The sequence below is a fragment of the Neobacillus niacini genome (assembly GCF_019749295.1).
GTDB classification, from domain to species: domain Bacteria; phylum Bacillota; class Bacilli; order Bacillales; family Cytobacillaceae; genus Neobacillus; species Neobacillus niacini_D.
In genome coordinates, this window is the sequence record NZ_JACWFG010000008.1 from 120,736 (window position 1) to 142,069 (window position 21,334).

Below are 21,334 nucleotides of genomic sequence, written 5' to 3' on the forward strand. Positions count from 1 at the left end.
GTACTAATTTAAGGGGTGACATATCTTGACATTACGGGAAGAAGCATTACACATGCATCGAATTAACAAAGGAAAGCTTGAATCAAAATCTAAAGTACCTGTTAGAAATGCAAAGGATTTAAGTTTAGCGTATTCTCCAGGCGTTGCCGAACCGTGTAAGGATATTTATGAGAAACCAGAAAGTGTTTATGAATACACGATGAAAGGCAATATGGTTGCTGTCGTCACTGACGGTACAGCGGTCCTGGGTCTTGGAAATATTGGACCAGAAGCTGCACTTCCAGTAATGGAAGGAAAAGCAGTATTATTTAAAAGCTTTGCTGGCGTCGATGCCTTCCCAATTTGCTTAAACACAACTGACGTCGAAAAAATCATTGAAACGGTTAAATTGCTCGAGCCAACTTTTGGCGGAGTGAATCTTGAAGATATTGCAGCACCAAATTGCTTTGTCATTGAAGAAAGATTGAAAAAAGAAGCAAATATTCCTGTCTTCCATGATGATCAGCATGGGACTGCGATTGTTACAGCTGCGGGTCTTGTTAATGCATTAAAGTTGATTGGCAAGAAAATCTCTGAAATTAAAGTAGTTGCTAATGGTGCTGGAGCTGCTGGGATTGCGATTATTAAATTATTACACAGCTACGGTGTAAGAGATATTATTATGTGTGATACAAAGGGTGCCATCTATGAAGGCCGCCCTCAAGGTATGAATAATGTCAAGGCAGAAGTAGCAAAGTTTACAAACCGTGATAACCTTACCGGCAGCCTTGCTGATGTAATAAAAGGTGCAGATGTCTTTATTGGCGTATCTGTTGAAGGGGCACTGACAGAAGAAATGGTTGCCTCCATGAATAAAGACTCAATCATCTTTGCAATGGCTAACCCTACTCCAGAAATCATGCCAGATATTGCAAAAAAAGCAGGAGCACGAGTGGTAGGTACAGGCAGATCTGACTTTCCAAACCAAGTAAATAATGTACTCGCCTTCCCAGGAATTTTCCGCGGCGCCTTAGATGTCCGTGCAACACACATAAATGAAGAAATGAAGGTGGCTGCTGTTGAAGCAATTGCCAGCTTGATAACTGAATCAGAGCTAAATGAAGACTATGTCATCCCTGCACCTTTTGATCCAAGGGTTGCGCCAGCAGTTGCTGCGGCAGTTGCAAAAGCGGCTATGGAAACAGGTGTTGCCCGCATAAAAGTTGACCCTGAAGATGTGAAAGAAAAAACAATGAGGCTCGCTATTATCGGTAAAAGTGAGTGATTAGCAAGTGACGAATACTAAAGTATATTTAGAAATTGTTAAACAGCTAAGAGCAATGATATCTGCAGATGATCTGAAATCTGGAGATAAAATACCTTCTGAACGGGAATTGTCTGAGCGCCTGAATGTCGGGCGCTCTTCCGTTCGAGAAGCTTTAAGAGCATTAGAGCTGCTCGGGTTGATTGAAACGAGACGTGGTGAAGGTACGTTTATCAGAGATTTTCGAGGGAATCAGCTTGTTCAGCTCCTTGGTACGTTTATTCTCCAAGATGAAAAAGCAAAGCTAGATGTAATTGAGACTAAAAACCTAATAGAAATGGATTTTCTTCGATTAGTTCTAGACAGAGCAGATGAGAAAGAGTTATTAAAGCTAAAGAGCTTGGTTGAGGCTGATCAACTGAATGATGACCAATTCTTTAATCAACTTGTTGAAATGGCAGACAATTATTTGTTTTCTAGAATTTGGTTAATATTAAAAGACTATTACAACTCACTCAATTTAAGTAAAGCAGAATATAATCGGAATAGCCTTTTACTGTTAATCGAAGCCTTGGTTGAAAAAGATGAGGAAAAGACATTCTCTGCCTATCGGCAATTAAGAAATTTGTCTATTTTTACCGACAAATACTAACAAAGTTTGAAGTATTTTTCCTATATAGTGATAGACAAGCAATCAAGCCCAATTTGATATGGGCATTTTTACTGTTTAAGTGGTCTGACCAGTTTTTAAGGTTAGGTTTGAAATGCCATTACTTAAGGAAAGACTTCTAATATAAAATGATAAGAATTTGCCGTATGGCATGATTTTTTCCAACGAGGGAGGTTTGGACAAATTGCTTAAAGACCTTTTTACAAAAAATACTCATAAAAAGAAAAAATACGCAACGATTCCTACCGAGGCGGCGAAAAGTGATGTACCTGAAGGTATTATGACCAAATGTCCTTCATGTAAAACGATTATGTATACGAAAGAGCTTAATAAAAATTTAAAGGTTTGTTTACAGTGCAGCTATCACTTTGCAATGAATGCAAAGGAGCGTATTATCAGCTTTTTAGATGAAGGAAGCTTCGAAGAGATAAATGAAAACATGGTTTCTGAAAACCCGCTGAACTTTCCAGATTACCTAGAAAAAGTAGAAAAAGACCGTCAAAAAACAAAGATTAATGAAGCGGTTGTGACCGGCTGTGGCAGTGTTAATGGAAATAGAATTGCTTTAGCTATTATGGATTCTACATTTAGAATGGGAAGCATGGGGTCAGTAGTAGGTGAAAAAATAACTCGGGCGATTGAAAGAGCGGATGAGCTTTCTATACCGTTTATTATTTTTACAGCCTCTGGCGGAGCGAGGATGCAAGAAGGAGTCCTCAGCTTAATGCAAATGGCCAAAACTAGCGTTGCATTAAAGCGATTTAGTGATAATGGCGGTTTAATTATTTCGATTATGACTCACCCTACTACGGGCGGTGTTTCAGCAAGTTTCGCGTCACTTGGTGATTACAATTTTGCAGAACCAGGGGCTTTAATTGGTTTTGCAGGACGCAGGGTAATTGAACAATCTATTCGTGAAGAACTGCCTGAAGACTTCCAAACGGCAGAGTTTCTTTTAAAGCATGGTCAGCTTGATGCCATTCTTTCACGTCTTGATTTAGTTGAGAAAATAACAAACTTACTTGAAATTCATCAACCAGGAGGTGACCTCGATTGGCAGGGGAATTAGAATTTGAACGACCAGTCGTGCAATTAAGAAATAAAATTGCTGAACTAAAAGAATTTACAAAAACGGCAGATGTCGATTTATCTTCGGAAATAGAAAAATTAGAATTAAGACTTGAAAAGCTCGAAAAAGATATATATGACAATATTAAACCGTGGGACAGAGTGCAAATTGCCCGACATCCTAATCGTCCGACAACTCTAGACTATATCGCCAATCTCTTTGAAGGTTTCTTTGAATGTCATGGAGACCGAAACTTTGGTGATGATGAGGCAATTGTCGGTGGAGTTGCTAAATTTCGAGGGCTTCCAGTTACAGTGATTGGCCATCAAAGAGGAAAAGATACAAAAGAAAATATTCGCCGTAATTTTGGTATGCCTCACCCTGAGGGTTATAGAAAAGCACTCCGCTTAATGAAGCAGGCCGATAAATTTAAACGTCCTATTATTTGCTTTATTGATACGAAAGGTGCCTATCCAGGGAAAGCAGCAGAAGAACGTGGACAAAGTGAAGCCATTGCAAGAAACCTATTTGAAATGGCAGGACTAAAGGTTCCAGTCATTTGTATTGTGATTGGTGAGGGAGGAAGCGGCGGTGCGCTTGCTTTAGGAGTAGGCAACCGGATGTACATGCTCGAAAATTCTACTTACTCAGTCATTTCACCTGAAGGTGCTGCTGCTATTCTATGGAAAGATTCAGCTCTTGCGAAGCAGGCCGCGGAGTCCATGAAAATTACCGCCCCTAACTTAAAGGACCTTGGCATCATTGATGACATTATCCCAGAAATTAAGGGTGGCGCACACAAGGATGTCAATGGGCAAGCTGAAGCAATTGATACTTTCTTAAAGAAATCCTTAAAGGAACTTCTAGAACTCTCAGAAGAAGAATTAGTTGCAGATCGCTATAATAAATTCAGAAGTATAGGTGAATACTCCTTTTTGAAGGATTATATCAGCATTTAAAAACGTGCTCTCTAAGAGCACGTTTTTAAATTTATTGGAGTTTTACTCACTTCACAAATGTGTCAAAAATTATCCAGTAAGTGTAAATGATGACGTTTGCATTTTTAGGTTAAGCGTTTACAGTTAACGCACTATTCCGTCTATTAAAATTACTAATGTGATTGAGTTGTTATAGGTGTCTCTTTAATGTTATTTTATAAATATTACCGGCTTTTATGTAAATAATAAATGCAGTACACGTATCCGAAAAAACATATAAAAATATACATACTATTTTACTAAATCTATGAGGTGGTAGTAATGAAAAAAATTGGCGTTCTAACTAGTGGTGGAGATTCACCAGGAATGAATCCAGCAATACGTGCTGTCGTACGTAAGGCCATATTTCACAATGTTGAGGTTTATGGGATTTATGGTGGATATACCGGCCTAATTTCAGGAAATATAAAAAAACTTGAGCTTGGCTCAGTCGGTGACATTATTCATCGAGGAGGTACCATGCTCCATACTGCACGCTGCCCAGAATTTAAAACACCTGAAGGACAGCAAAAAGGAATTGAGCAATTAAAAGCACATGGAATCGAAGGGCTTGTTGTCATTGGTGGCGATGGTTCTTATCGTGGTGCCAGAGCTTTAACACAACAGGGTTATCCATGTGTTGGTGTACCAGGAACGATTGATAATGATATTCCAGGAACCGAAGTAACGATTGGTTTTGATACAGCATTAAATACAGTTATTGATGCTCTTGATAAAATTCGTGATACCGCTACTTCACACGAAAGAACTTTTGTTATTGAAGTAATGGGCCGGGATGCAGGAGATTTAGCATTATTTGCTGGACTAGCCGGCGGTGCAGAAACTATTCTTATCCCTGAAGAAGACTTTGATATGGCTGAAGTGGCTGACAGACTTCGCAAAGGACAAGAACGCGGGAAAAAGCATAGTATCATTATTGTGGCTGAAGGAGTTTGCAGCGGCAACGATTTTGCAAAGCAGCTTAAAGAAGCAACAAACTTTGATACAAGAGTTTCTGTACTTGGGCATATTCAACGCGGCGGATCGCCTACAGCATCTGACCGAGTATTGGCTAGCCGTCTGGGAGCAAGAGCTGTAGAATTATTAATCGAAGGCAAGGGCGGACGAGCAGTAGGGATTGAAAAAAATACCCTTGTTGATTATGATATCGTCGAAGCTTTAGAAAGAAAGCACAGACTAGACCTAGACCTTGTTAAACTTTCAAAAGAATTATCTATCTAAAGTACAGTTTTGAATTATAGGGAGGAAAAATAGAATGTTACGTAAAACGAAAATCGTATGTACGATTGGTCCTGCAAGTGAAAGTGTAGAAAAATTAACCCAGTTAATCGAAGCGGGTATGAATGTTGCCCGTTTAAATTTCTCACATGGTGACTTTGAAGAGCATGGTCAGCGTATCCAAAATATCCGTGAAGCGTCGAAATTAACTGGCAAGACTGTTGCAATTCTACTTGATACAAAAGGTCCTGAAATCCGCACAAACAATATGGTAAATGGAGCAATTGAACTTACATCAGGGGATAACATCACTATTTCGATGACAGAAGTAGAAGGTACCAAGGAAAAGTTTTCAATTACATACCCAGGATTAATTGATGATGTACATGTGGGCTCAAAAATCTTATTAGATGACGGCCTAATCGGACTTGAAGTCCTGAATATTGATAAAGAACAAAATGAAATTCTGACAAAAATTCATAACAGCGGAACTCTGAAAAACAAAAAAGGCGTCAATGTTCCAGGTGTATCGGTAAAACTTCCAGGGATTACAGAAAAAGATACAAATGATATCATTTTTGGAATTGAACAAGGTGTTGATTTTATTGCTGCTTCCTTTGTACGCCGTGCCAGCGATGTATTGGAAATTCGTCAGCTTTTAGAGGAAAAACAAGCTACACACATCCATATCATTCCTAAGATTGAAAACCAAGAAGGTGTCGATAATATTGATGAAATTCTTGAGGTTTCTGATGGTTTAATGGTTGCTCGTGGAGATTTAGGTGTAGAAATCCCAGCAGAGGAAGTACCACTTGTACAAAAAATGCTAATTAAGAAATGTAATACACAAGGTAAACCTGTTATTACAGCTACACAAATGCTTGATTCTATGCAGCGTAATCCACGTCCAACACGTGCAGAAGCAAGTGATGTTGCCAATGCGATTTTTGATGGTACGGATGCTATTATGTTGTCTGGTGAGACAGCGGCTGGTATTTACCCGGTTGAAGCAGTACAAACTATGCATAATATCGCTTCTAGAGCCGAACAAGCTTTAGATCACAAAGAAATTTTATCTGCCCGCAGTAAAGATTCGGAACACAATCTTACAGATGCTATAGGTCAGTCTGTTGCACATACTGCTTTGAATCTTGATGTTAATGCCATTATTACACCAACTGAGAGTGGTCACACGGCTAGAATGATCTCAAAATACCGTACAAAAGCACCAATTGTGGCTGTTACAGCAAACGATCATGTTTGCCGCCGTTTATCACTTGTATGGGGTGTTCATCCGCAGCTTGGAAGAATATGCAGCTCAACTGATGAAATGCTGGATAGTGCTGTTGAAGATAGTGTAAACAGCGGTCTTGTCAAACATGGTGATTTAGTTGTAATTACTGCTGGTGTCCCAGTTGGTGAAGCAGGAACCACGAATATGATGAAAATTCATGTTGTCGGTGATATCATTACTAGAGCACAAGGAATTGGCCGTAAATCTGCATTTGGCAGAGTGGTTATCGCTCAAAATGCGGGAGATGCCATTGAAAAGGTTAAGCCAGGTTCTATTTTAGTCACTCTCGGCTCAGACCGTGATATGGTACCAGCTATTGAAAAGTGTGCTGCTTTGATTACACAGGAAGGCGGGTTAACCAGCCATGCGGCAGTTGTTGGGCTAAACCTTGGAATCCCTGTTATTGTAGGTGTCGAAAACGCGTTAGAGTTATTTAGAGATGGCCAAGAAATCACTGTAGATGCAGCTAGAGGTGTTATTTATAACGGGCATGCTAGTGTCCTTTAAAGGATGAAAAAGAAGGGGATTCCCTTCTTTTTTTCTTTATTTCTGCATGATTTCAGCTATTCGTTATATAATGGATACAAGCTGGTTTGAAGGAGATAGAAAAAATGCGCTATTTAGCTTTATTAATTATCGTACTTCCCATAATGGATATTGGACTGCTGTTGGTATCAGGAAAAACGATTGGCTTTTTTCCGACGATTGCTTTTATTATTTTCACAGGTGTGGCAGGAGCCTATTTGGCTAAAAGAGAAGGACTTCAGACGATTAAGAGAGCACAGGAACAGCTTGCTTATGGTCAAATTCCTGGTGAATCCGTCCTTGATGGAATATGTATCTTAATTGGGGCTGTACTGTTAGTAACACCTGGATTTGTAACGGATTTATTTGGCTTTTTATTATTATTCCCGCCAGCTCGCAAGCCGGTTAAATTTCTGATGATTAATGCTCTGCGAAAAAGAATTGAAAAGGGAAACATAAAAATAATAAGATAAAAACGTCAACTTCCAAATGGAGGTTGACGTTTTTTTGCTAAATTTCTTTTCCTTTTATATAATCCCATAAGTCATGAAAAACATTTGCACGGTAAAGCGTACTTAAAATCACAAGCGTAACTGGACCTACAATTAAACCAAGGAAGCCGATTAATTTAAATCCAACAAATAAGGCGATGAGAGTGGCAAGTGGATCGAGTCCGATATTGGATGAAAGTATTTTTGGCTCCATAACTTGTCTTTGAACGATGACTAGAAGATAGAGTACTCCCAGCCCCACTGCAAGTCCTATATCCCCTGCTATAACCTCATAAATAATCCACGGTACAAAAACAGCGCCAGTTCCAAGGTATGGAATAATATCAACGATACCAGTTATTAATGCGATTGTAATCGCATAATCAACACGGAGGACAAGCAGTCCTATTAATATAATAACGGTTGTAATCGAAATGAGCGTCAGCTGCGCCTTTAGAAAGCCAAATAAAGCCTTTTGTAAATCCACAAAAACGGTTTTGCCGCTCGTTTTTGCTTTCTCAGGTAAAAATTTGCTGCCAAGTCGAGTAAATCTGTTCCAATCTTTACTAATAAAAAATGTTGCTAATAAGGAAAAAATCAATACTGTTGCGGCATTTGGAAACCATGAAAGAATCACAGGAATATTCCCAAATAAATTTTGAATAAAATCCCCAACCGTACTGCCAATGGTGGTACCAACATTTTCAATATTTGAGATGATGGTATTTTGCTGTCCATCTTCTAATTGGTTAAACATGCTAGTTAGTTGATTATATAGAGGGATGATTTGCGCTGTAATATATTCTTCGATGTAGCTTATTAAAGTATCAAGATGCTCAGGAACCACTCGTGCGAGGTAATTTGCTCCGGATACAATTTCAGCTACAAGTAAAGTAATTAAACCTGCAGCAAAGGCGAAAATAATGATTAGTGCAACAAAAACAGCTAATCCTCGGGGCATTCGCAGTTTTTTTTCAAAAATGTTAACAATTGGATTGATAAAAAAAGCAATTACTATGGCAATTAGAAATGGATAGGTCACTTTTGACAAATAATAAAAAGATAAAAGTGCGAGGACGATGATGGCTATTACCAAAATGAACCTAATACTTCGAAATAGGTATCTTTTTTCCAATAACATGCCTCCTTAGTCGATTATTTTATTAGCTCTAGTTTAACATTTTCTGTACAAACCTGCATGATTTTCCATATTAGCTCCTTAAGAAAAGGTGGATGAGACCTATGTTTAATGAGTCATTATTGTTCTTATTACTGCTATTGGTCATTGGATTCATTGTAAAAAACAACTCCTTGTTGATTGCTATTATTGTTCTAATCGTATTAAAATTAAGTGGACTTGATTCAAAAACTTTTTCTTTTATTCAGAGTAAGGGGATTAATTGGGGAGTAACGGTCATTACAATTGCCGTTTTAGCACCAATTGCCTCAGGTGAGATTGGTTTTAAAGATCTCTCGAGTGCATTTAAATCGCCGCTTGCTTGGGTGGCTCTGATATCGGGTATGATAGTCGCTCTGTTAGCAAAGGGCGGCGTATCTCTCTTAGAGAATGATCCACATATTACAACCGCGCTTGTATTAGGTACAATTCTGTCTGTATCCATTTTCAAAGGGGTGGCGGTAGGCCCTCTAATAGGCGCCGGAATCGCATATACAGCCATGAAATTGATAGACTTTTTTAGGTAGCAATTTTGTGAAATAATATTTTTTTGAACTTTTCGGCCCCTTTTCGTTCACAAAAATCTGATAATTGTTTATAATAGGACTTGAAAGCGCATCCTTTTTTACATAAGTCACATAAGTATGCTAGATTACTTGTAATATAACTTTTTTTTTGAAAAAAAGTTATTCAGCTTGTCGGATATAACCCGAGCAAGCGCTCAATCTAGATATTTGGTTAAAAAAAGGCGCGCTATATAGTAAACTCTTAGACAATGTTTGAAATGAAGATTTTCTTCAACATGGCTGTGACCTTGAACCGTTTCAGCTGATAAAAATACTTCTTTTAACAAATGGGTAATGGGGAAATAAGAATGAGAAGGAGAGATTTTCTATGACAGTAACTCGAGGTCTTGAAGGGGTAGTGGCAACAACTTCTTCCATCAGCTCAATTATTGATGATACGTTAACGTATGTTGGGTATGGTATCGATGACTTAGCTGAGAATGCAAGCTTTGAAGAAGTAATTTACTTATTGTGGCACCGCAGATTACCAACTGAGCCTGAATTAGCAGAACTAAAACAACAGCTGGCTGAAAATGCAGCACTTCCACAAGAAGTGATTGAGCATTTTAAGATGTATCCGATTGATAAAGTGCATCCTATGGCTGCACTGCGTTCCGCTGTTTCCTTACTGGGTCTCTATGATGAAGAAGCGGACTCTATGGATCCAGAGTCAAACTATCAAAAGGCTGTTCGTCTACAAGCAAAAATGCCTGCGATTGTAACTACTTTTGCGCGCGTTAGAAAAGGTCTAGAACCGATTGCACCTAGAACCGATTTAAGCTTTGCCGCGAACTTCCTTTACATGCTGACAGGGAATAAGCCAGATGAAATTGCAGTTAATGCTATGGATAAAGCTCTAGTATTACATGCTGATCATGAACTTAATGCCTCTACTTTTACAGCAAGAGTCTGTGTAGCAACTTTATCGGATGTTTACTCTGGTGTAACGGCTGCAATCGGAGCGCTTAAAGGACCATTGCACGGCGGTGCAAATGAAGCAGTAATGAATATGCTTAAAGAAATTGGTACAATTGAAAATGTTGAGCCTTATGTTCGTGGAAAACTTGAGAAGAAAGAAAAAATCATGGGATTCGGACACCGCGTTTATCGCTCAGGCGATCCTCGTGCTAAGCATTTAAGGGCGTTGTCCAAAAAATTAACAGAGCTTACAGGCGAGCCGCACTGGTACGAAATGTCTGAAAAAATTGAAAGCATCGTTACTGGTGAAAAGAAATTACCGCCAAACGTAGATTTCTACTCAGCTTCCATGTACCACAGCCTAGGCATTGACCATGATTTATTTACACCAATCTTTGCAGTAAGCAGGGTTTCAGGCTGGCTTGCTCACATTCTAGAACAATATGATAACAATCGATTGATTCGTCCGCGTGCTGAATATACAGGTCCTGGCATGCAGACTTATGTTCCAATTAATCAAAGAGGTTAATAAATATTTACTTTTTTCAAAAAAATTGTTCTAATAGGATTGTGGGAAAAGGTTAAAGAGGCAAATCTTTAACCTTGGACGCAATCTCTTTAATACACAAGGGACATACTACCATTGATACATACCTAGGAGGGAGAACAACTATGCAAGGCGAAAAAATCACAGTAACAAACGGAGTATTAAACGTACCAAACAATCCAATTATCCCATTTATCGAGGGAGACGGAATCGGACCAGATATCTGGGCAGCTTCTGAGCGAGTATTAAACGCAGCTGTTGAAAAAGCTTATAAAGGCGAGCGTAAATTAGTGTGGAAAGAAGTTCTTGCTGGAGAAAAGGCGTTTAACCAAACAGGTGAATGGCTTCCAAAAGAAACTCTTGATGTAATCAACGAATATTTGATTGCAATCAAAGGTCCATTAACTACACCAATCGGCGGCGGGATTCGTTCTTTGAACGTTGCACTTCGTCAAGAACTAGATTTGTTCGTGTGCTTACGTCCAGTTAGATGGTTCGAAGGGGTACCATCACCTGTTAAACGTCCGCAAGATACTGATATGGTTATTTTCCGTGAAAATACTGAAGATATTTATGCGGGTATTGAATATCAAAAAGGCTCAGAAGATGTAAAGAAATTAATCAATTTCTTACAAAATGAAATGGGTGTTAATAAGATCAGATTCCCTGAAACATCAGGTATCGGGATCAAGCCTGTTTCTGAAGAAGGAACTAGCCGCCTAGTACGTGCAGCTATTAACTATGCAATTAAAGAAGGCCGCAAATCATTAACGTTAGTGCACAAAGGTAACATCATGAAGTTTACTGAAGGTGCATTCAAAAACTGGGGTTATGAGCTTGCTGAAAAAGAATTCGGCGATAAAGTATTTACTTGGGCTCAATATGATCGCATTAAAGAAGAACAAGGCACAGAAGCAGCCAATAAAGCGCAAGCGGATGCAGAAGCAGCTGGCAAAATCATCGTAAAAGATGCAATTGCGGATATCTTCTTACAGCAAATCCTTACTCGCCCTCGTGAGTTTGATGTAGTTGCAACAATGAACTTAAATGGTGACTATATTTCTGATGCACTTGCTGCACAGGTTGGCGGTATCGGTATTGCACCAGGAGCAAACATTAACTACGAAACTGGACATGCTATTTTCGAAGCAACACATGGTACTGCACCTAAATATGCAGGACTTGATAAAGTAAATCCATCTTCTGTTATTTTATCTGGTGTGCTATTACTTGAGCACTTAGGCTGGAATGAAGCAGCGAAAATGGTAATTAAATCAGTGGAAAATACCATTGCTTCTAAAGTAGTAACATATGACTTTGCTCGTTTAATGGACGGAGCAACAGAAGTTAAGACATCTGAATTTGCAGATGAATTAATTAAGAACATGGAGTAATTAAGAAGGCAAAGCACCTAGAAGATGAAGCGCGACAAGGTAATCAGGGCTGTTTTTTTTAACAGCCCTTTCGAATATCGACAATAATACTTTCAAAGGGGAGAGTTTAAAATGTCTTTAAAGCGTAAAAAGGTTTCCGTAATTGGCGGAGGTTTCACTGGTGCTACAACTGCATTCTTACTTGCACAGAAAGAACTTGGCGATGTCGTTCTTGTTGATATCCCACAAATGGAGAACCCGACAAAAGGTAAAGCATTAGATATGCTTGAAGCTAGTCCTGTTCAAGGTTTTGATGCGAATATTACGGGTACCTCAAATTACGAAGATACCCGCGATTCTGATATCGTTGTTATTACTGCAGGAATTGCCCGTAAACCAGGCATGAGCCGTGATGATTTAGTTCAAACCAACCAAAAGGTTATGAAGAGTGTTACTCAGGAAATCGTTAAATTCTCTCCAAACTGTACAATCCTTGTATTAACAAATCCAGTTGACGCAATGACTTACACAGTTTTTAAAGAATCAGGATTCCCTAAAAACCGTGTAATTGGTCAGTCTGGTGTACTAGATACAGCTCGTTTCCGTACATTTGTGGCACAAGAATTAAATCTTTCTGTTAAAGATATCACCGGCTTTGTTTTAGGCGGCCACGGTGATGACATGGTTCCGCTTGTCCGTTATTCCTATGCTGGCGGTATTCCATTAGAAACGTTAATCCCTAAAGATCGTATAGAAGCCATTGTCGAGCGTACGAGAAAGGGCGGCGGAGAAATCGTTAATCTTTTAGGAAACGGCAGTGCTTATTATGCACCGGCAGCATCACTTGTTGAAATGTGCGAAGCCATTTTAAAAGACCAGCGCCGCGTTCTTCCATCGATTGCTTACCTTGAAGGAGAATTTGGTTATGAAGGTATCTACCTCGGAGTACCAACCATCCTTGGTGCCAATGGTATCGAAAAGGTTATTGAGCTTGAACTAACTGCTGAAGAAAAAGCAGCTCTTGATAAATCAGTTGAGTCAGTTCAAAATGTAATGAAAGTTTTAGCATAAGAAATAAAAATTCGGGGAAAAGCTTCCCCGAATTTTTTCTACCACAAATGAAAACGTTTACAGAGGAGTGGATGTAATGCTTTTAGGCAAAAAAAGAAAGTTAGGCAGAGAAATTAAAGAAATGTCTGTCGGTGAAAAATTAGCCTTTACCGAAAAAATTGAAGATAAGGACATTCTTTTATATTTAGGACTAACGGATGATGCAAACCCGCTCTATATTCAGCATGATTACGCCTCCCAGACACCACACAAAAAACCAATTGTTCCATCTATTATGTTGACTGGTATGATTACCTCAGCTGTTTCTAAGTACTTACCAGGTCCAGGCAGCCACATCTTAAGCCAAGATATCCAATTTCCAAAACCTGTTTATCATTATGCAACAGTTCAGTTATTGTTAGAGGTTGTCGAAGTGAATCAGGATGATCACACAGTGCGCATTACCGTAGTTGGAACAAATGAAAAAGATGAAGTGGTGATTAGTGGAACGCTAAAGGTATGTCCTCCTTACCGATTAGGTGGAATGGATGCCGGCGTTTTAGATAATTTTTAATAGGGAAAAGGAATGTAAGGGTATTATCCACATTCCTTTTTTTTGTCTCAAGGGTGATAGTGGGTAATCTTTTTATTTCTATATTATAATGGAATGAGGTGAAAAAATAGATAAAACTCTCGGAGGTTTTTATGAAGCAAAAGGTACTAGTTGTAGACGATGAACAGTCAATTGTAACTTTGTTGCAGTACAATTTGGAACAGGCTGGTTATGACGTAATCACGGCAATGGATGGTTTAACAGGCAAGCAATTAGCTGAAACGATAACACCTGATATTATTGTATTAGATCTCATGCTGCCGAAGATGGACGGAATTGAAGTATGCAAACAGCTGCGTCAACAGAAGATCATGATTCCTATTTTGATGTTAACAGCCAAGGATGATGAGTTTGATAAAATTTTAGGTTTAGAGCTTGGTGCTGACGATTATATGATTAAGCCTTTTAGTCCAAGAGAAGTGGTTGCACGAGTTAAAGCGATTTTAAGAAGAGTGCAGTTGCAAACTGACAGTCAAGATGCAGTACAAGGTGATGGATCAATAATTGTCATCGGAAACCTTCAAATCTTCCCTGAAAAATACGAAGCCTATTATAAAAATCAGCAATTGGAATTAACGTTAAAGGAATATGAACTGCTTCATTATTTAGCTCAAAATAAAAATCGAGTATTAACACGCGACCAGTTATTAAGTGCGGTTTGGAATTATGAATTTGCTGGCGATACTCGTATTGTAGATGTTCATATTTCACATCTTCGTGAAAAGATTGAGGAGGATACAAAAAAGCCTGCTTATATTAAAACAGTCCGTGGACTAGGATATAAACTCGAGGAGCCGAAGAGTGAATGAGCAAATTCCACACAAAGCTCCTTGTGGCTCTGGTAACCCTAATTATTATTGGCTTACTTGGCTTAGAAATTTTGTTGGGACAGTTATTTAAAAACAACTATCTTGAAACCTATAATGAACGCTTAAATAAAGAGAATAACCTGCTTAGCATGTATATCGAAAATAACGGCGGCGTGCAGTCCGTCAACCATGAAGAAGTACTAAAAGTAAGTAAGATGCTAAATGTGAGAATTGCAATTACTAACACCCAAGGGGTGCTCCTTTTTGACAGCGGAAAAATGACTCCATCTACGATCAGCGGAATAAAAGAAAATATTAATGAAGTGTTAAAGGATAAATCGAATATTGAAAACAAGCTGATTGAGCATGGAGAATACGATATTCACTACTCATGGAAACCCATTCTAAAGGCAGGAGAGAAAGAGGGCTATCTGTTCATTATTACCAAGACAGATGAACTGAAAGATGCTTACTCTCAAATTTGGTGGATTCTATCCATAAGCGTAGTAATGGTGCTTATTGTATTCATTTATCTTGGATATAGAATAACAGCTAGATACTCAAAGCCAATAGAAGCGGCTACTAAGGCTGCCATAGAATTGGCAAATGGAAATTATCGTGCAAGGGTAGAAAGTAATGACCGGAACGAAACGAGTATGTTGAGTACATCTATAAACGTTCTGGCCCAAAATCTTCAAGAAATGAGTAAAGCGCAAGAAATTCAGCAAGATCGTTTAAGTGCACTAATTGAAAACATGGGTGCCGGTCTGCTTTTAATCGATAGCCGTGGATTCATTAATTTAATCAATAAGGGTTATGTTGAAATTTTTCGAGTGGACGCAAATGCCTTCTTAGATAAATTATATTACGAGGTAATTGATCAAGAAGAAATCTCTCATGTCATAGCCGAGGTTTTCCGAACGGAACAGAAAGTAAGAAAGCACCTTCTTCTTCCGTGGGGAATTGAGAGAAGGTATTTTGATGTTTACGGAATTCCAATCATAGGGACCAATAATGCTTGGAAGGGTGTTCTGCTGGTATTTCATGATATTACTGAGATAAAGAAACTGGAACAAATGCGGAAAGACTTTGTAGCTAACGTGTCACATGAATTAAAAACCCCCGTTACTTCAATTAAAGGTTTTTCCGAAACATTAATTGATGGTGCCATGCATAATCAGGACACGCTAGAAGCATTTTTATCCATTATTAATAAAGAGAGCAATCGAATGCAGTCACTGATTCAGGATTTACTCGATTTTTCTAAAATTGAGCAGCAGGAATTCAAGCTGAACATTCAGGATTTCGACCTCTATGAGTTAATAAAAGAAGTCATAACCATGCTTAACAAAAAAGCAAAATCTAAAGATATTGGTCTTGAACTTGAGTTTAATAGGGAAGAATTATATATACAAGGGGACCACGATCGCTTAAAGCAAGTATTAATCAATATTATTAGTAACGCAATATTGTATACCCCGCCACAAGGGTCTGTCAAAGTATCATTGTTTGAGTACGAAAGGACAGTGAAAATCCATGTGAAGGATACGGGTGTTGGAATTGAGCAAGAGGAAATTCCTCGTATTTTTGAACGATTTTATCGTGTGGACCGTGCAAGAAGCAGGGATTCGGGTGGGACAGGTCTTGGTTTAGCAATAGTAAAACATCTAGTTGAAGCACATCATGGGAATATCACTGTGAAAAGCACGCTTGGTAAAGGCAGTGAATTTATCATCGAATTACATAAATATTTTAAATAACCTGGAAGGGGTAAATGGATGGATAAGAAGAAAATAGTATTAATCGACGGGAATAGTATCGCTTACCGTGCGTTCTTTGCGCTGCCCCTGCTCAATAATGATAAAGGTGTACACACAAATGCAGTATACGGCTTTACAATGATGCTGAATAAAATCATTGAAGATGAAAAGCCATCCCATATATTGGTGGCATTTGACGCAGGGAAGACCACATTTCGCCATAAGACCTTTGTTGAATATAAGGGAGGAAGGCAAAAAACACCTCCTGAGTTATCAGAGCAATTCCCATATATTCGTGAGCTTCTTGACGCATATGGTATTCAGCGATATGAACTGGAGAATTATGAGGCAGATGACATTATCGGAACTCTCTCATTGTCTGCTGAAAAAGAGGGCTATGAAGTCAAAGTAATATCGGGAGATAAAGACTTAACGCAGCTATCCTCAGAACATACAACAGTAGGAATTACTCGTAAAGGGATTACCGATATTGAGGAATACACTCCGGCACATGTTATGGAAAAGTACGGATTAACTCCAGAACAAATCATTGATATGAAGGGGTTAATGGGTGACCCTTCAGATAATATTCCAGGTGTTCCAGGTGTCGGCGAGAAAACAGCAATTAAGCTGTTAAAGGAATTTTCAACGTTAGAAACACTACTGGAATCAATTGATAAAGTAGCAGGAAACAAGTTAAAAGAGAAGCTTGAAGAATTTAAGGAACAAGCAAAGATGAGCAAGGAGCTTGCCACGATTGAAAGGCAGGCCCCAGTAGAAGTTTCAGTTGAAAACGCTCTTTATGAGGGATTTGAAAGAGAAAATGTTATTGCTTTATATAAAGAGCTTGGCTTTCATTCCTTATTAGAAAAGTTAGGTGGAGACACAGCTGCCGATGAACAGCTTGAACTTGAAGAGATTGAGTTTGTGACGCCAGATGAGATCACAGACGATTTGTTCGCTGATGATAATTATTTCTATGTTGAAATGCTTGATGATAATTATCATTATGCCGAGATTATTGGTTTCTCGCTTGTAAATGAAAATGGATATTATTATTTACCAACAGAGCTAGTCATACAGTCACCGAGCTTTAAAAAATGGGCAGAAGATGAGACGAAAAAGAAAACTGTCTATGACGCAAAACGTTCCGAGGTTTCTTTACGAAGGCATGATATTCATCTTAAAGGAGTCAATTTTGATACATTGATGGCTTCATACATTATCAATCCTTCAGAAACAGTTGATGATATTTCAACCATTGCTAAAAAATACGGAATGTCTATTCAATCGGACGAATCCTTTTATGGAAAAGGTGCTAAAAGGAAGATACCTGAGGCCCCTCTGTTAGCTGAACACCTAGTTCGAAAGAGTCTGGCTATGTTTGATTTAAAGCAAAAGCTTGAAGATGAGCTAAAAACGAACGAACAATATGAATTATTTAAAGAGCTGGAAATGCCATTATCGCTCATTTTGGCTGATATGGAATCATGCGGAATTAAGGTAGATAGAGACCGTCTGCAAAGAATGGGCAGTGAACTCTACGATAGACTTATTGAAATTGAAGGAATCATCTATGATTTAGCAGGTGAAAAATTCAATATTAACTCTACCAAGCAATTAGGTGTGATTCTATTTGAAAAATTAAATCTGCCAACTTTTAAGAAAACGAAAACAGGTTATTCCACTTCAGCTGATGTTTTAGAGAAACTGGCAAATGATCATGAAATCATTGAGCATATTCTTCATTACCGCCAGCTGGGCAAGCTCCAGTCAACGTATATTGAAGGACTGCTCAAGGTTATCAATCCTAAAACAGGAAAAATTCATACCCGCTATCAACAGACATTAACCGCAACAGGCAGATTAAGCTCGATTGATCCGAACCTGCAAAACATTCCGATTCGATTAGAAGAGGGCCGGAAAATCCGTCAAGCCTTTGTTCCATCTGAACCTGGCTGGATTATTTTTGCGGCAGATTATTCACAAATCGAGCTCCGGGTATTGGCTGATATTGCCGGTGATGAAAAACTAATTCAGGCCTTTAAAGATGACCTTGATATTCATACAAAAACAGCGATGGATGTATTCCACGTGAGTGCCGAAGAGGTAACCTCTAATATGAGACGCCAGGCAAAGGCAGTTAACTTCGGGATTGTCTATGGCATAAGTGATTATGGACTTTCTCAGAGTCTGGGGATAACCCGTAAGGAAGCTGGGCTGTTTATCGATCGTTATCTTGCCAGCTATCCTGGGGTAAAGGATTATATGGATGACATCATTCATTCAGCCAAGCAAAAGGGTTATGTAACAACCCTTCTGCAAAGAAGAAGATATATTCCAGAGATTACGCATCGTAATTTTAATATTAGAAGCTTCGCGGAAAGAACGGCGATGAACACCCCAATTCAAGGTAGTGCAGCCGATATAATCAAAAAAGCGATGATTGATATGGCTGAAGCATTGAAGGATTATGGATTGAAAACAAGACTTCTTCTTCAAGTGCACGATGAACTCATTTTTGAAGCACCAGAAGAAGAAATTGAAACGTTGAAGAAGTTAGTACCAGATGTAATGGAAAATGCTCTCGAACTAAAAGTGCCATTAAAAGTAGACTATTCCTACGGTCCAACATGGTTTGACGCAAAGTAGAAAAACCAGAAGCTCCAACGAGATTAGCATTCAAAGGAGGACGGTATGCCAGAGCTTCCAGAAGTAGAAACCGTAAGAAAGACGTTAAAGAATCTTGTGGTGGATAAACAAATTGAAAACATAACCGTTCATTGGGCGAAAATTATTAAAAATCCAGTAGAGGTTGAACAATTCATTGATGCCCTTAAAGGAGAAATCATTGAGGATGTCGGCAGAAGAGGGAAGTTTTTAATCATTTATACAAATACATTCGCCCTTGTATCCCATTTAAGGATGGAAGGTAAATATGGACTTTATCCAAAAGAAGAACCCTATGATAAGCATACACATGTTATCTTTCATTTTACCGATGGCAGTGAATTGCGATATCGGGATGTTCGTAAATTTGGAACGATGCACCTGTATAAAAAAGGGGAGGAATTTCTAAAACCCCCGCTGATTGACCTTGGGCCAGAGCCGTTTTCCGATGAGTTCACAAAGGAGTATTTATCTGCGAAGCTGAAGAAGACAAATAGGAAGCTGAAACCTGCCTTGTTAGATCAAAAGGTCTTTGTTGGATTAGGTAACATATATGTGGATGAGGCTTTATTCCGTTCTGGAATCCATCCCGAAAGGCTCGCCAATTCTTTAAATGATGCTGAAATCACCTTACTTCATCAAGAGATTGTAAAGACTTTAGAAGAAGCTGTTAAAAAAGGCGGAAGTACGATTCGCTCCTATGTAAACTCACAAGGGGAAATTGGTATGTTTCAGCTTGAACTATATGCTTATGGCCGTAAAGGGGAAGCATGTAAAAAGTGTGGTACCCCTTTGGAAAAAACAACTGTAGGCGGCAGAGGTACTCATTTTTGTCCTAGCTGTCAAAAAATTTAAGCGTTAGAAGTGAGCTGACAATTTAATAACAAAGGATAGGCTCCTCCCATATACTATCGTAGTGATTGACGGAAGGAGCCCTAGACATCATGTTTCAATTGTTCTCACTTCTCCTGCTGGCTTTTGCTCTCAGTCTTGATAGCTTTAGCGTAGGGTTTACGTATGGACTAAGAAAAATGGTACTGCCGCTTAAATCAGTTCTCATCATTGCAACCTGTTCAGCAATTTCATTAATGATTGCTGTGTCAATCGGTCATGGCCTGGCAAATATCTTATCACCCAGCATTACGGCAAGTCTTGGGGGATTTATCTTAATTGCTCTCGGAGCATGGGTATTGTACCAATTCTTCAGGCCGGAGAAAGAAAAGGATGCTGAACTGCTCGAACATGAAAAGCTGATTATCAATTTTGAAATCCGCTCGTTAGGAATCGCAATTAATATTTTGAGAAAACCAATGTCAGCGGACTTTGACCGTTCGGGTACGATTACTGGAATCGAGGCATTCATGCTGGGCTTTGCCTTATCAATCGATGCATTTGGTGCTGGAATTGGGGCAGCCATGCTTGGATTCTCTCCCATTTATTTAGCTGTCAGTGTTGCTGTAATGAGTTCTTTATTTCTCCTATTAGGAATAAAAAGCGGTGCTTTTTTTCATAAATTTAATTTTGTCCAGAAGTTCACCATTGTACCAGGGATTTTATTAATCATTATTGGCATTATGAAATTATGATTTTGGAGAGGAAAAGAGTATGTCACTAGTAATCGGTTTAACAGGCGGAATAGCCAGTGGAAAAAGTACAGTGTCAAATATGCTGAAAGAAATGGCCGTAACAGTCATTGATGCAGACGTAGAAGCCCGCCTCGCTGTTGAAAAAGGAGAACCAGCCTATCAAGAAATCCTTGCTGGATTTGGCGATGATATTGTACTTCCTAGTGGAGATATCGATAGGGTGAAACTGGGTTCAATCATTTTTCATAACGCTGAAAAACGACAGCTCTTAAATGGCATTGTTCATCCTGAGGTCAGAAGAAGAATGAACAGTCAAGTGGAAGCAGCCAAGGAACGCGGGGAACAAGTCATCGTCCTCGATATCCCGCTGCTGTTTGAAAGTAAACTAACACATATGGTAGAAAAGACAATCCTTGTCTATGTAGATAGAGATATTCAGCTAAAAAGACTGATGGAACGAAATAACCTATCACTCGAAGAAGCCGAGGCCAGAATAAAATCACAAATGCCTCTTTCAGATAAAGTACCACTGGCTGACGCTGTCATTAATAATAACGGAACCATCACTGAATCTAAAAAACAGCTCATTGAGATTTTAATAGGGTGGGGGATTACAACTTTATAGTGGGTTTGAAAAAAGAAGGGGGGAGCTCCCTTCTTTTTTATATTTTAGGATTGTGCCCGAAAAAGGGGGGGAATGAAAATTTGGGTAACAATCATGGCGGGATTGTGCCCGAAAAAGGGGTGAGAAGAAAAT

The 21,334-nt window shown here is 38.9% G+C and carries 19 protein-coding genes; 18 read left to right on the forward strand and 1 reads right to left on the reverse strand.

Annotated features, from left to right (window positions below; translation table 11 throughout):
* Nucleotides 1–25: 25 nt before the first annotated feature.
* The 7 genes from ystJ to H0184_RS12165 all read left to right on the forward strand — a co-directional run bounded on the left by ystJ (nucleotide 26) and on the right by H0184_RS12165 (nucleotide 7,490).
* Nucleotides 26–1,264 (forward strand): NADP-dependent malic enzyme, encoded by a 1,239-nt coding sequence (gene ystJ / locus H0184_RS12135; RefSeq protein ID WP_221825051.1) that lies wholly within the window; start codon nucleotides 26–28, stop codon nucleotides 1,262–1,264.
* A gap of 7 nt (nucleotides 1,265–1,271) precedes the next feature.
* Nucleotides 1,272–1,895, forward strand: coding sequence for a FadR/GntR family transcriptional regulator (locus H0184_RS12140; RefSeq protein WP_313771758.1), 624 nt, complete (start codon nucleotides 1,272–1,274; stop codon nucleotides 1,893–1,895).
* Between the two features lie 202 nt (nucleotides 1,896–2,097).
* The gene (accD, locus tag H0184_RS12145) at nucleotides 2,098–2,982 is read left to right on the forward strand and encodes an acetyl-CoA carboxylase, carboxyltransferase subunit beta (RefSeq protein ID WP_221825061.1); all 885 of its coding nucleotides are present in this window, start codon (nucleotides 2,098–2,100) and stop codon (nucleotides 2,980–2,982) included.
* On the forward strand, nucleotides 2,967–3,941 hold the full coding sequence (accA, locus tag H0184_RS12150; RefSeq protein WP_221825071.1) for an acetyl-CoA carboxylase carboxyl transferase subunit alpha: 975 nt from the start codon (nucleotides 2,967–2,969) through the stop codon (nucleotides 3,939–3,941). Before accD ends, accA begins: the two co-directional genes overlap by 16 nt.
* A gap of 300 nt (nucleotides 3,942–4,241) precedes the next feature.
* Nucleotides 4,242–5,201, forward strand: coding sequence for a 6-phosphofructokinase (gene pfkA / locus H0184_RS12155; RefSeq protein WP_221825078.1), 960 nt, complete (start codon nucleotides 4,242–4,244; stop codon nucleotides 5,199–5,201).
* A 34-nt stretch (nucleotides 5,202–5,235) separates the two neighbouring features.
* Nucleotides 5,236–6,999 (forward strand): pyruvate kinase, encoded by a 1,764-nt coding sequence (gene pyk / locus H0184_RS12160; RefSeq protein WP_221825081.1) that lies wholly within the window; start codon nucleotides 5,236–5,238, stop codon nucleotides 6,997–6,999.
* Between the two features lie 104 nt (nucleotides 7,000–7,103).
* Nucleotides 7,104–7,490 carry an FxsA family protein gene (locus H0184_RS12165; RefSeq protein ID WP_221825095.1) on the forward strand — a complete coding sequence of 129 codons (387 nt, stop codon included), beginning with the start codon at nucleotides 7,104–7,106 and terminating at the stop codon, nucleotides 7,488–7,490.
* Between the two features lie 37 nt (nucleotides 7,491–7,527).
* Here H0184_RS12165 and ytvI read toward each other — a convergent pair whose 3' ends face one another.
* Nucleotides 7,528–8,643 carry a sporulation integral membrane protein YtvI gene (ytvI, locus tag H0184_RS12170; RefSeq protein WP_221825099.1) on the reverse strand — a complete coding sequence of 372 codons (1,116 nt, stop codon included), beginning with the start codon at nucleotides 8,641–8,643 and terminating at the stop codon, nucleotides 7,528–7,530.
* 107 nt (nucleotides 8,644–8,750) lie between these two features.
* Between ytvI and H0184_RS12175 the strand changes: the two genes are divergently transcribed.
* The 11 genes from H0184_RS12175 (at nucleotide 8,751) to coaE (ending at nucleotide 21,202) form a co-directional block, all read left to right on the forward strand.
* Nucleotides 8,751–9,212 (forward strand): DUF441 domain-containing protein, encoded by a 462-nt coding sequence (locus tag H0184_RS12175; RefSeq protein ID WP_221825103.1) that lies wholly within the window; start codon nucleotides 8,751–8,753, stop codon nucleotides 9,210–9,212.
* Nucleotides 9,213–9,579: 367 nt separating this feature from the next.
* Nucleotides 9,580–10,698: a citrate synthase gene (gene citZ / locus H0184_RS12180; protein WP_221825106.1), complete on the forward strand. Its 1,119-nt coding sequence runs from the start codon at nucleotides 9,580–9,582 to the stop codon at nucleotides 10,696–10,698.
* Between the two features lie 143 nt (nucleotides 10,699–10,841).
* Nucleotides 10,842–12,110: an NADP-dependent isocitrate dehydrogenase gene (icd, locus tag H0184_RS12185; RefSeq protein WP_221825109.1), complete on the forward strand. Its 1,269-nt coding sequence runs from the start codon at nucleotides 10,842–10,844 to the stop codon at nucleotides 12,108–12,110.
* A gap of 111 nt (nucleotides 12,111–12,221) precedes the next feature.
* Nucleotides 12,222–13,160 carry a malate dehydrogenase gene (mdh, locus tag H0184_RS12190; RefSeq protein WP_221825112.1) on the forward strand — a complete coding sequence of 313 codons (939 nt, stop codon included), beginning with the start codon at nucleotides 12,222–12,224 and terminating at the stop codon, nucleotides 13,158–13,160.
* A 76-nt stretch (nucleotides 13,161–13,236) separates the two neighbouring features.
* The gene (locus tag H0184_RS12195; RefSeq protein WP_221825115.1) at nucleotides 13,237–13,713 is read left to right on the forward strand and encodes a MaoC/PaaZ C-terminal domain-containing protein; all 477 of its coding nucleotides are present in this window, start codon (nucleotides 13,237–13,239) and stop codon (nucleotides 13,711–13,713) included.
* A 131-nt stretch (nucleotides 13,714–13,844) separates the two neighbouring features.
* The gene (locus tag H0184_RS12200; RefSeq protein WP_221825119.1) at nucleotides 13,845–14,561 is read left to right on the forward strand and encodes a response regulator transcription factor; all 717 of its coding nucleotides are present in this window, start codon (nucleotides 13,845–13,847) and stop codon (nucleotides 14,559–14,561) included.
* Nucleotides 14,558–16,321 carry a two-component system histidine kinase PnpS gene (pnpS, locus tag H0184_RS12205; protein WP_221825139.1) on the forward strand — a complete coding sequence of 588 codons (1,764 nt, stop codon included), beginning with the start codon at nucleotides 14,558–14,560 and terminating at the stop codon, nucleotides 16,319–16,321. Before H0184_RS12200 ends, pnpS begins: the two co-directional genes overlap by 4 nt.
* Before the next feature lie 18 nt (nucleotides 16,322–16,339).
* Nucleotides 16,340–18,973, forward strand: coding sequence for a DNA polymerase I (gene polA / locus H0184_RS12210; protein WP_221825141.1), 2,634 nt, complete (start codon nucleotides 16,340–16,342; stop codon nucleotides 18,971–18,973).
* Between the two features lie 45 nt (nucleotides 18,974–19,018).
* Nucleotides 19,019–19,846 (forward strand): DNA-formamidopyrimidine glycosylase, encoded by an 828-nt coding sequence (gene mutM / locus H0184_RS12215; protein ID WP_221825151.1) that lies wholly within the window; start codon nucleotides 19,019–19,021, stop codon nucleotides 19,844–19,846.
* Nucleotides 19,847–19,935: 89 nt separating this feature from the next.
* Nucleotides 19,936–20,577 carry a sporulation membrane protein YtaF gene (ytaF, locus tag H0184_RS12220; RefSeq protein WP_221825153.1) on the forward strand — a complete coding sequence of 214 codons (642 nt, stop codon included), beginning with the start codon at nucleotides 19,936–19,938 and terminating at the stop codon, nucleotides 20,575–20,577.
* A gap of 19 nt (nucleotides 20,578–20,596) precedes the next feature.
* Nucleotides 20,597–21,202 carry a dephospho-CoA kinase gene (gene coaE / locus H0184_RS12225; protein WP_221825155.1) on the forward strand — a complete coding sequence of 202 codons (606 nt, stop codon included), beginning with the start codon at nucleotides 20,597–20,599 and terminating at the stop codon, nucleotides 21,200–21,202.
* Nucleotides 21,203–21,334: the final 132 nt, after the last annotated feature.

Coding starts and splice junctions, on each gene's coding strand:
- pfkA (WP_221825078.1), top strand. CDS start 4,242: ATGAAAAAAATTGGCGTTCTAACTAGTGGTGGAGATTCACCAGGAATG.
- pyk (WP_221825081.1), top strand. CDS start 5,236: ATGTTACGTAAAACGAAAATCGTATGTACGATTGGTCCTGCAAGTGAA.
- H0184_RS12165 (WP_221825095.1), top strand. CDS start 7,104: ATGCGCTATTTAGCTTTATTAATTATCGTACTTCCCATAATGGATATT.
- H0184_RS12175 (WP_221825103.1), top strand. CDS start 8,751: ATGTTTAATGAGTCATTATTGTTCTTATTACTGCTATTGGTCATTGGA.
- citZ (WP_221825106.1), top strand. CDS start 9,580: ATGACAGTAACTCGAGGTCTTGAAGGGGTAGTGGCAACAACTTCTTCC.
- icd (WP_221825109.1), top strand. CDS start 10,842: ATGCAAGGCGAAAAAATCACAGTAACAAACGGAGTATTAAACGTACCA.
- mdh (WP_221825112.1), top strand. CDS start 12,222: ATGTCTTTAAAGCGTAAAAAGGTTTCCGTAATTGGCGGAGGTTTCACT.
- H0184_RS12195 (WP_221825115.1), top strand. CDS start 13,237: ATGCTTTTAGGCAAAAAAAGAAAGTTAGGCAGAGAAATTAAAGAAATG.
- H0184_RS12200 (WP_221825119.1), top strand. CDS start 13,845: ATGAAGCAAAAGGTACTAGTTGTAGACGATGAACAGTCAATTGTAACT.
- pnpS (WP_221825139.1), top strand. CDS start 14,558: ATGAGCAAATTCCACACAAAGCTCCTTGTGGCTCTGGTAACCCTAATT.
- polA (WP_221825141.1), top strand. CDS start 16,340: ATGGATAAGAAGAAAATAGTATTAATCGACGGGAATAGTATCGCTTAC.
- mutM (WP_221825151.1), top strand. CDS start 19,019: ATGCCAGAGCTTCCAGAAGTAGAAACCGTAAGAAAGACGTTAAAGAAT.
- ytaF (WP_221825153.1), top strand. CDS start 19,936: ATGTTTCAATTGTTCTCACTTCTCCTGCTGGCTTTTGCTCTCAGTCTT.
- coaE (WP_221825155.1), top strand. CDS start 20,597: ATGTCACTAGTAATCGGTTTAACAGGCGGAATAGCCAGTGGAAAAAGT.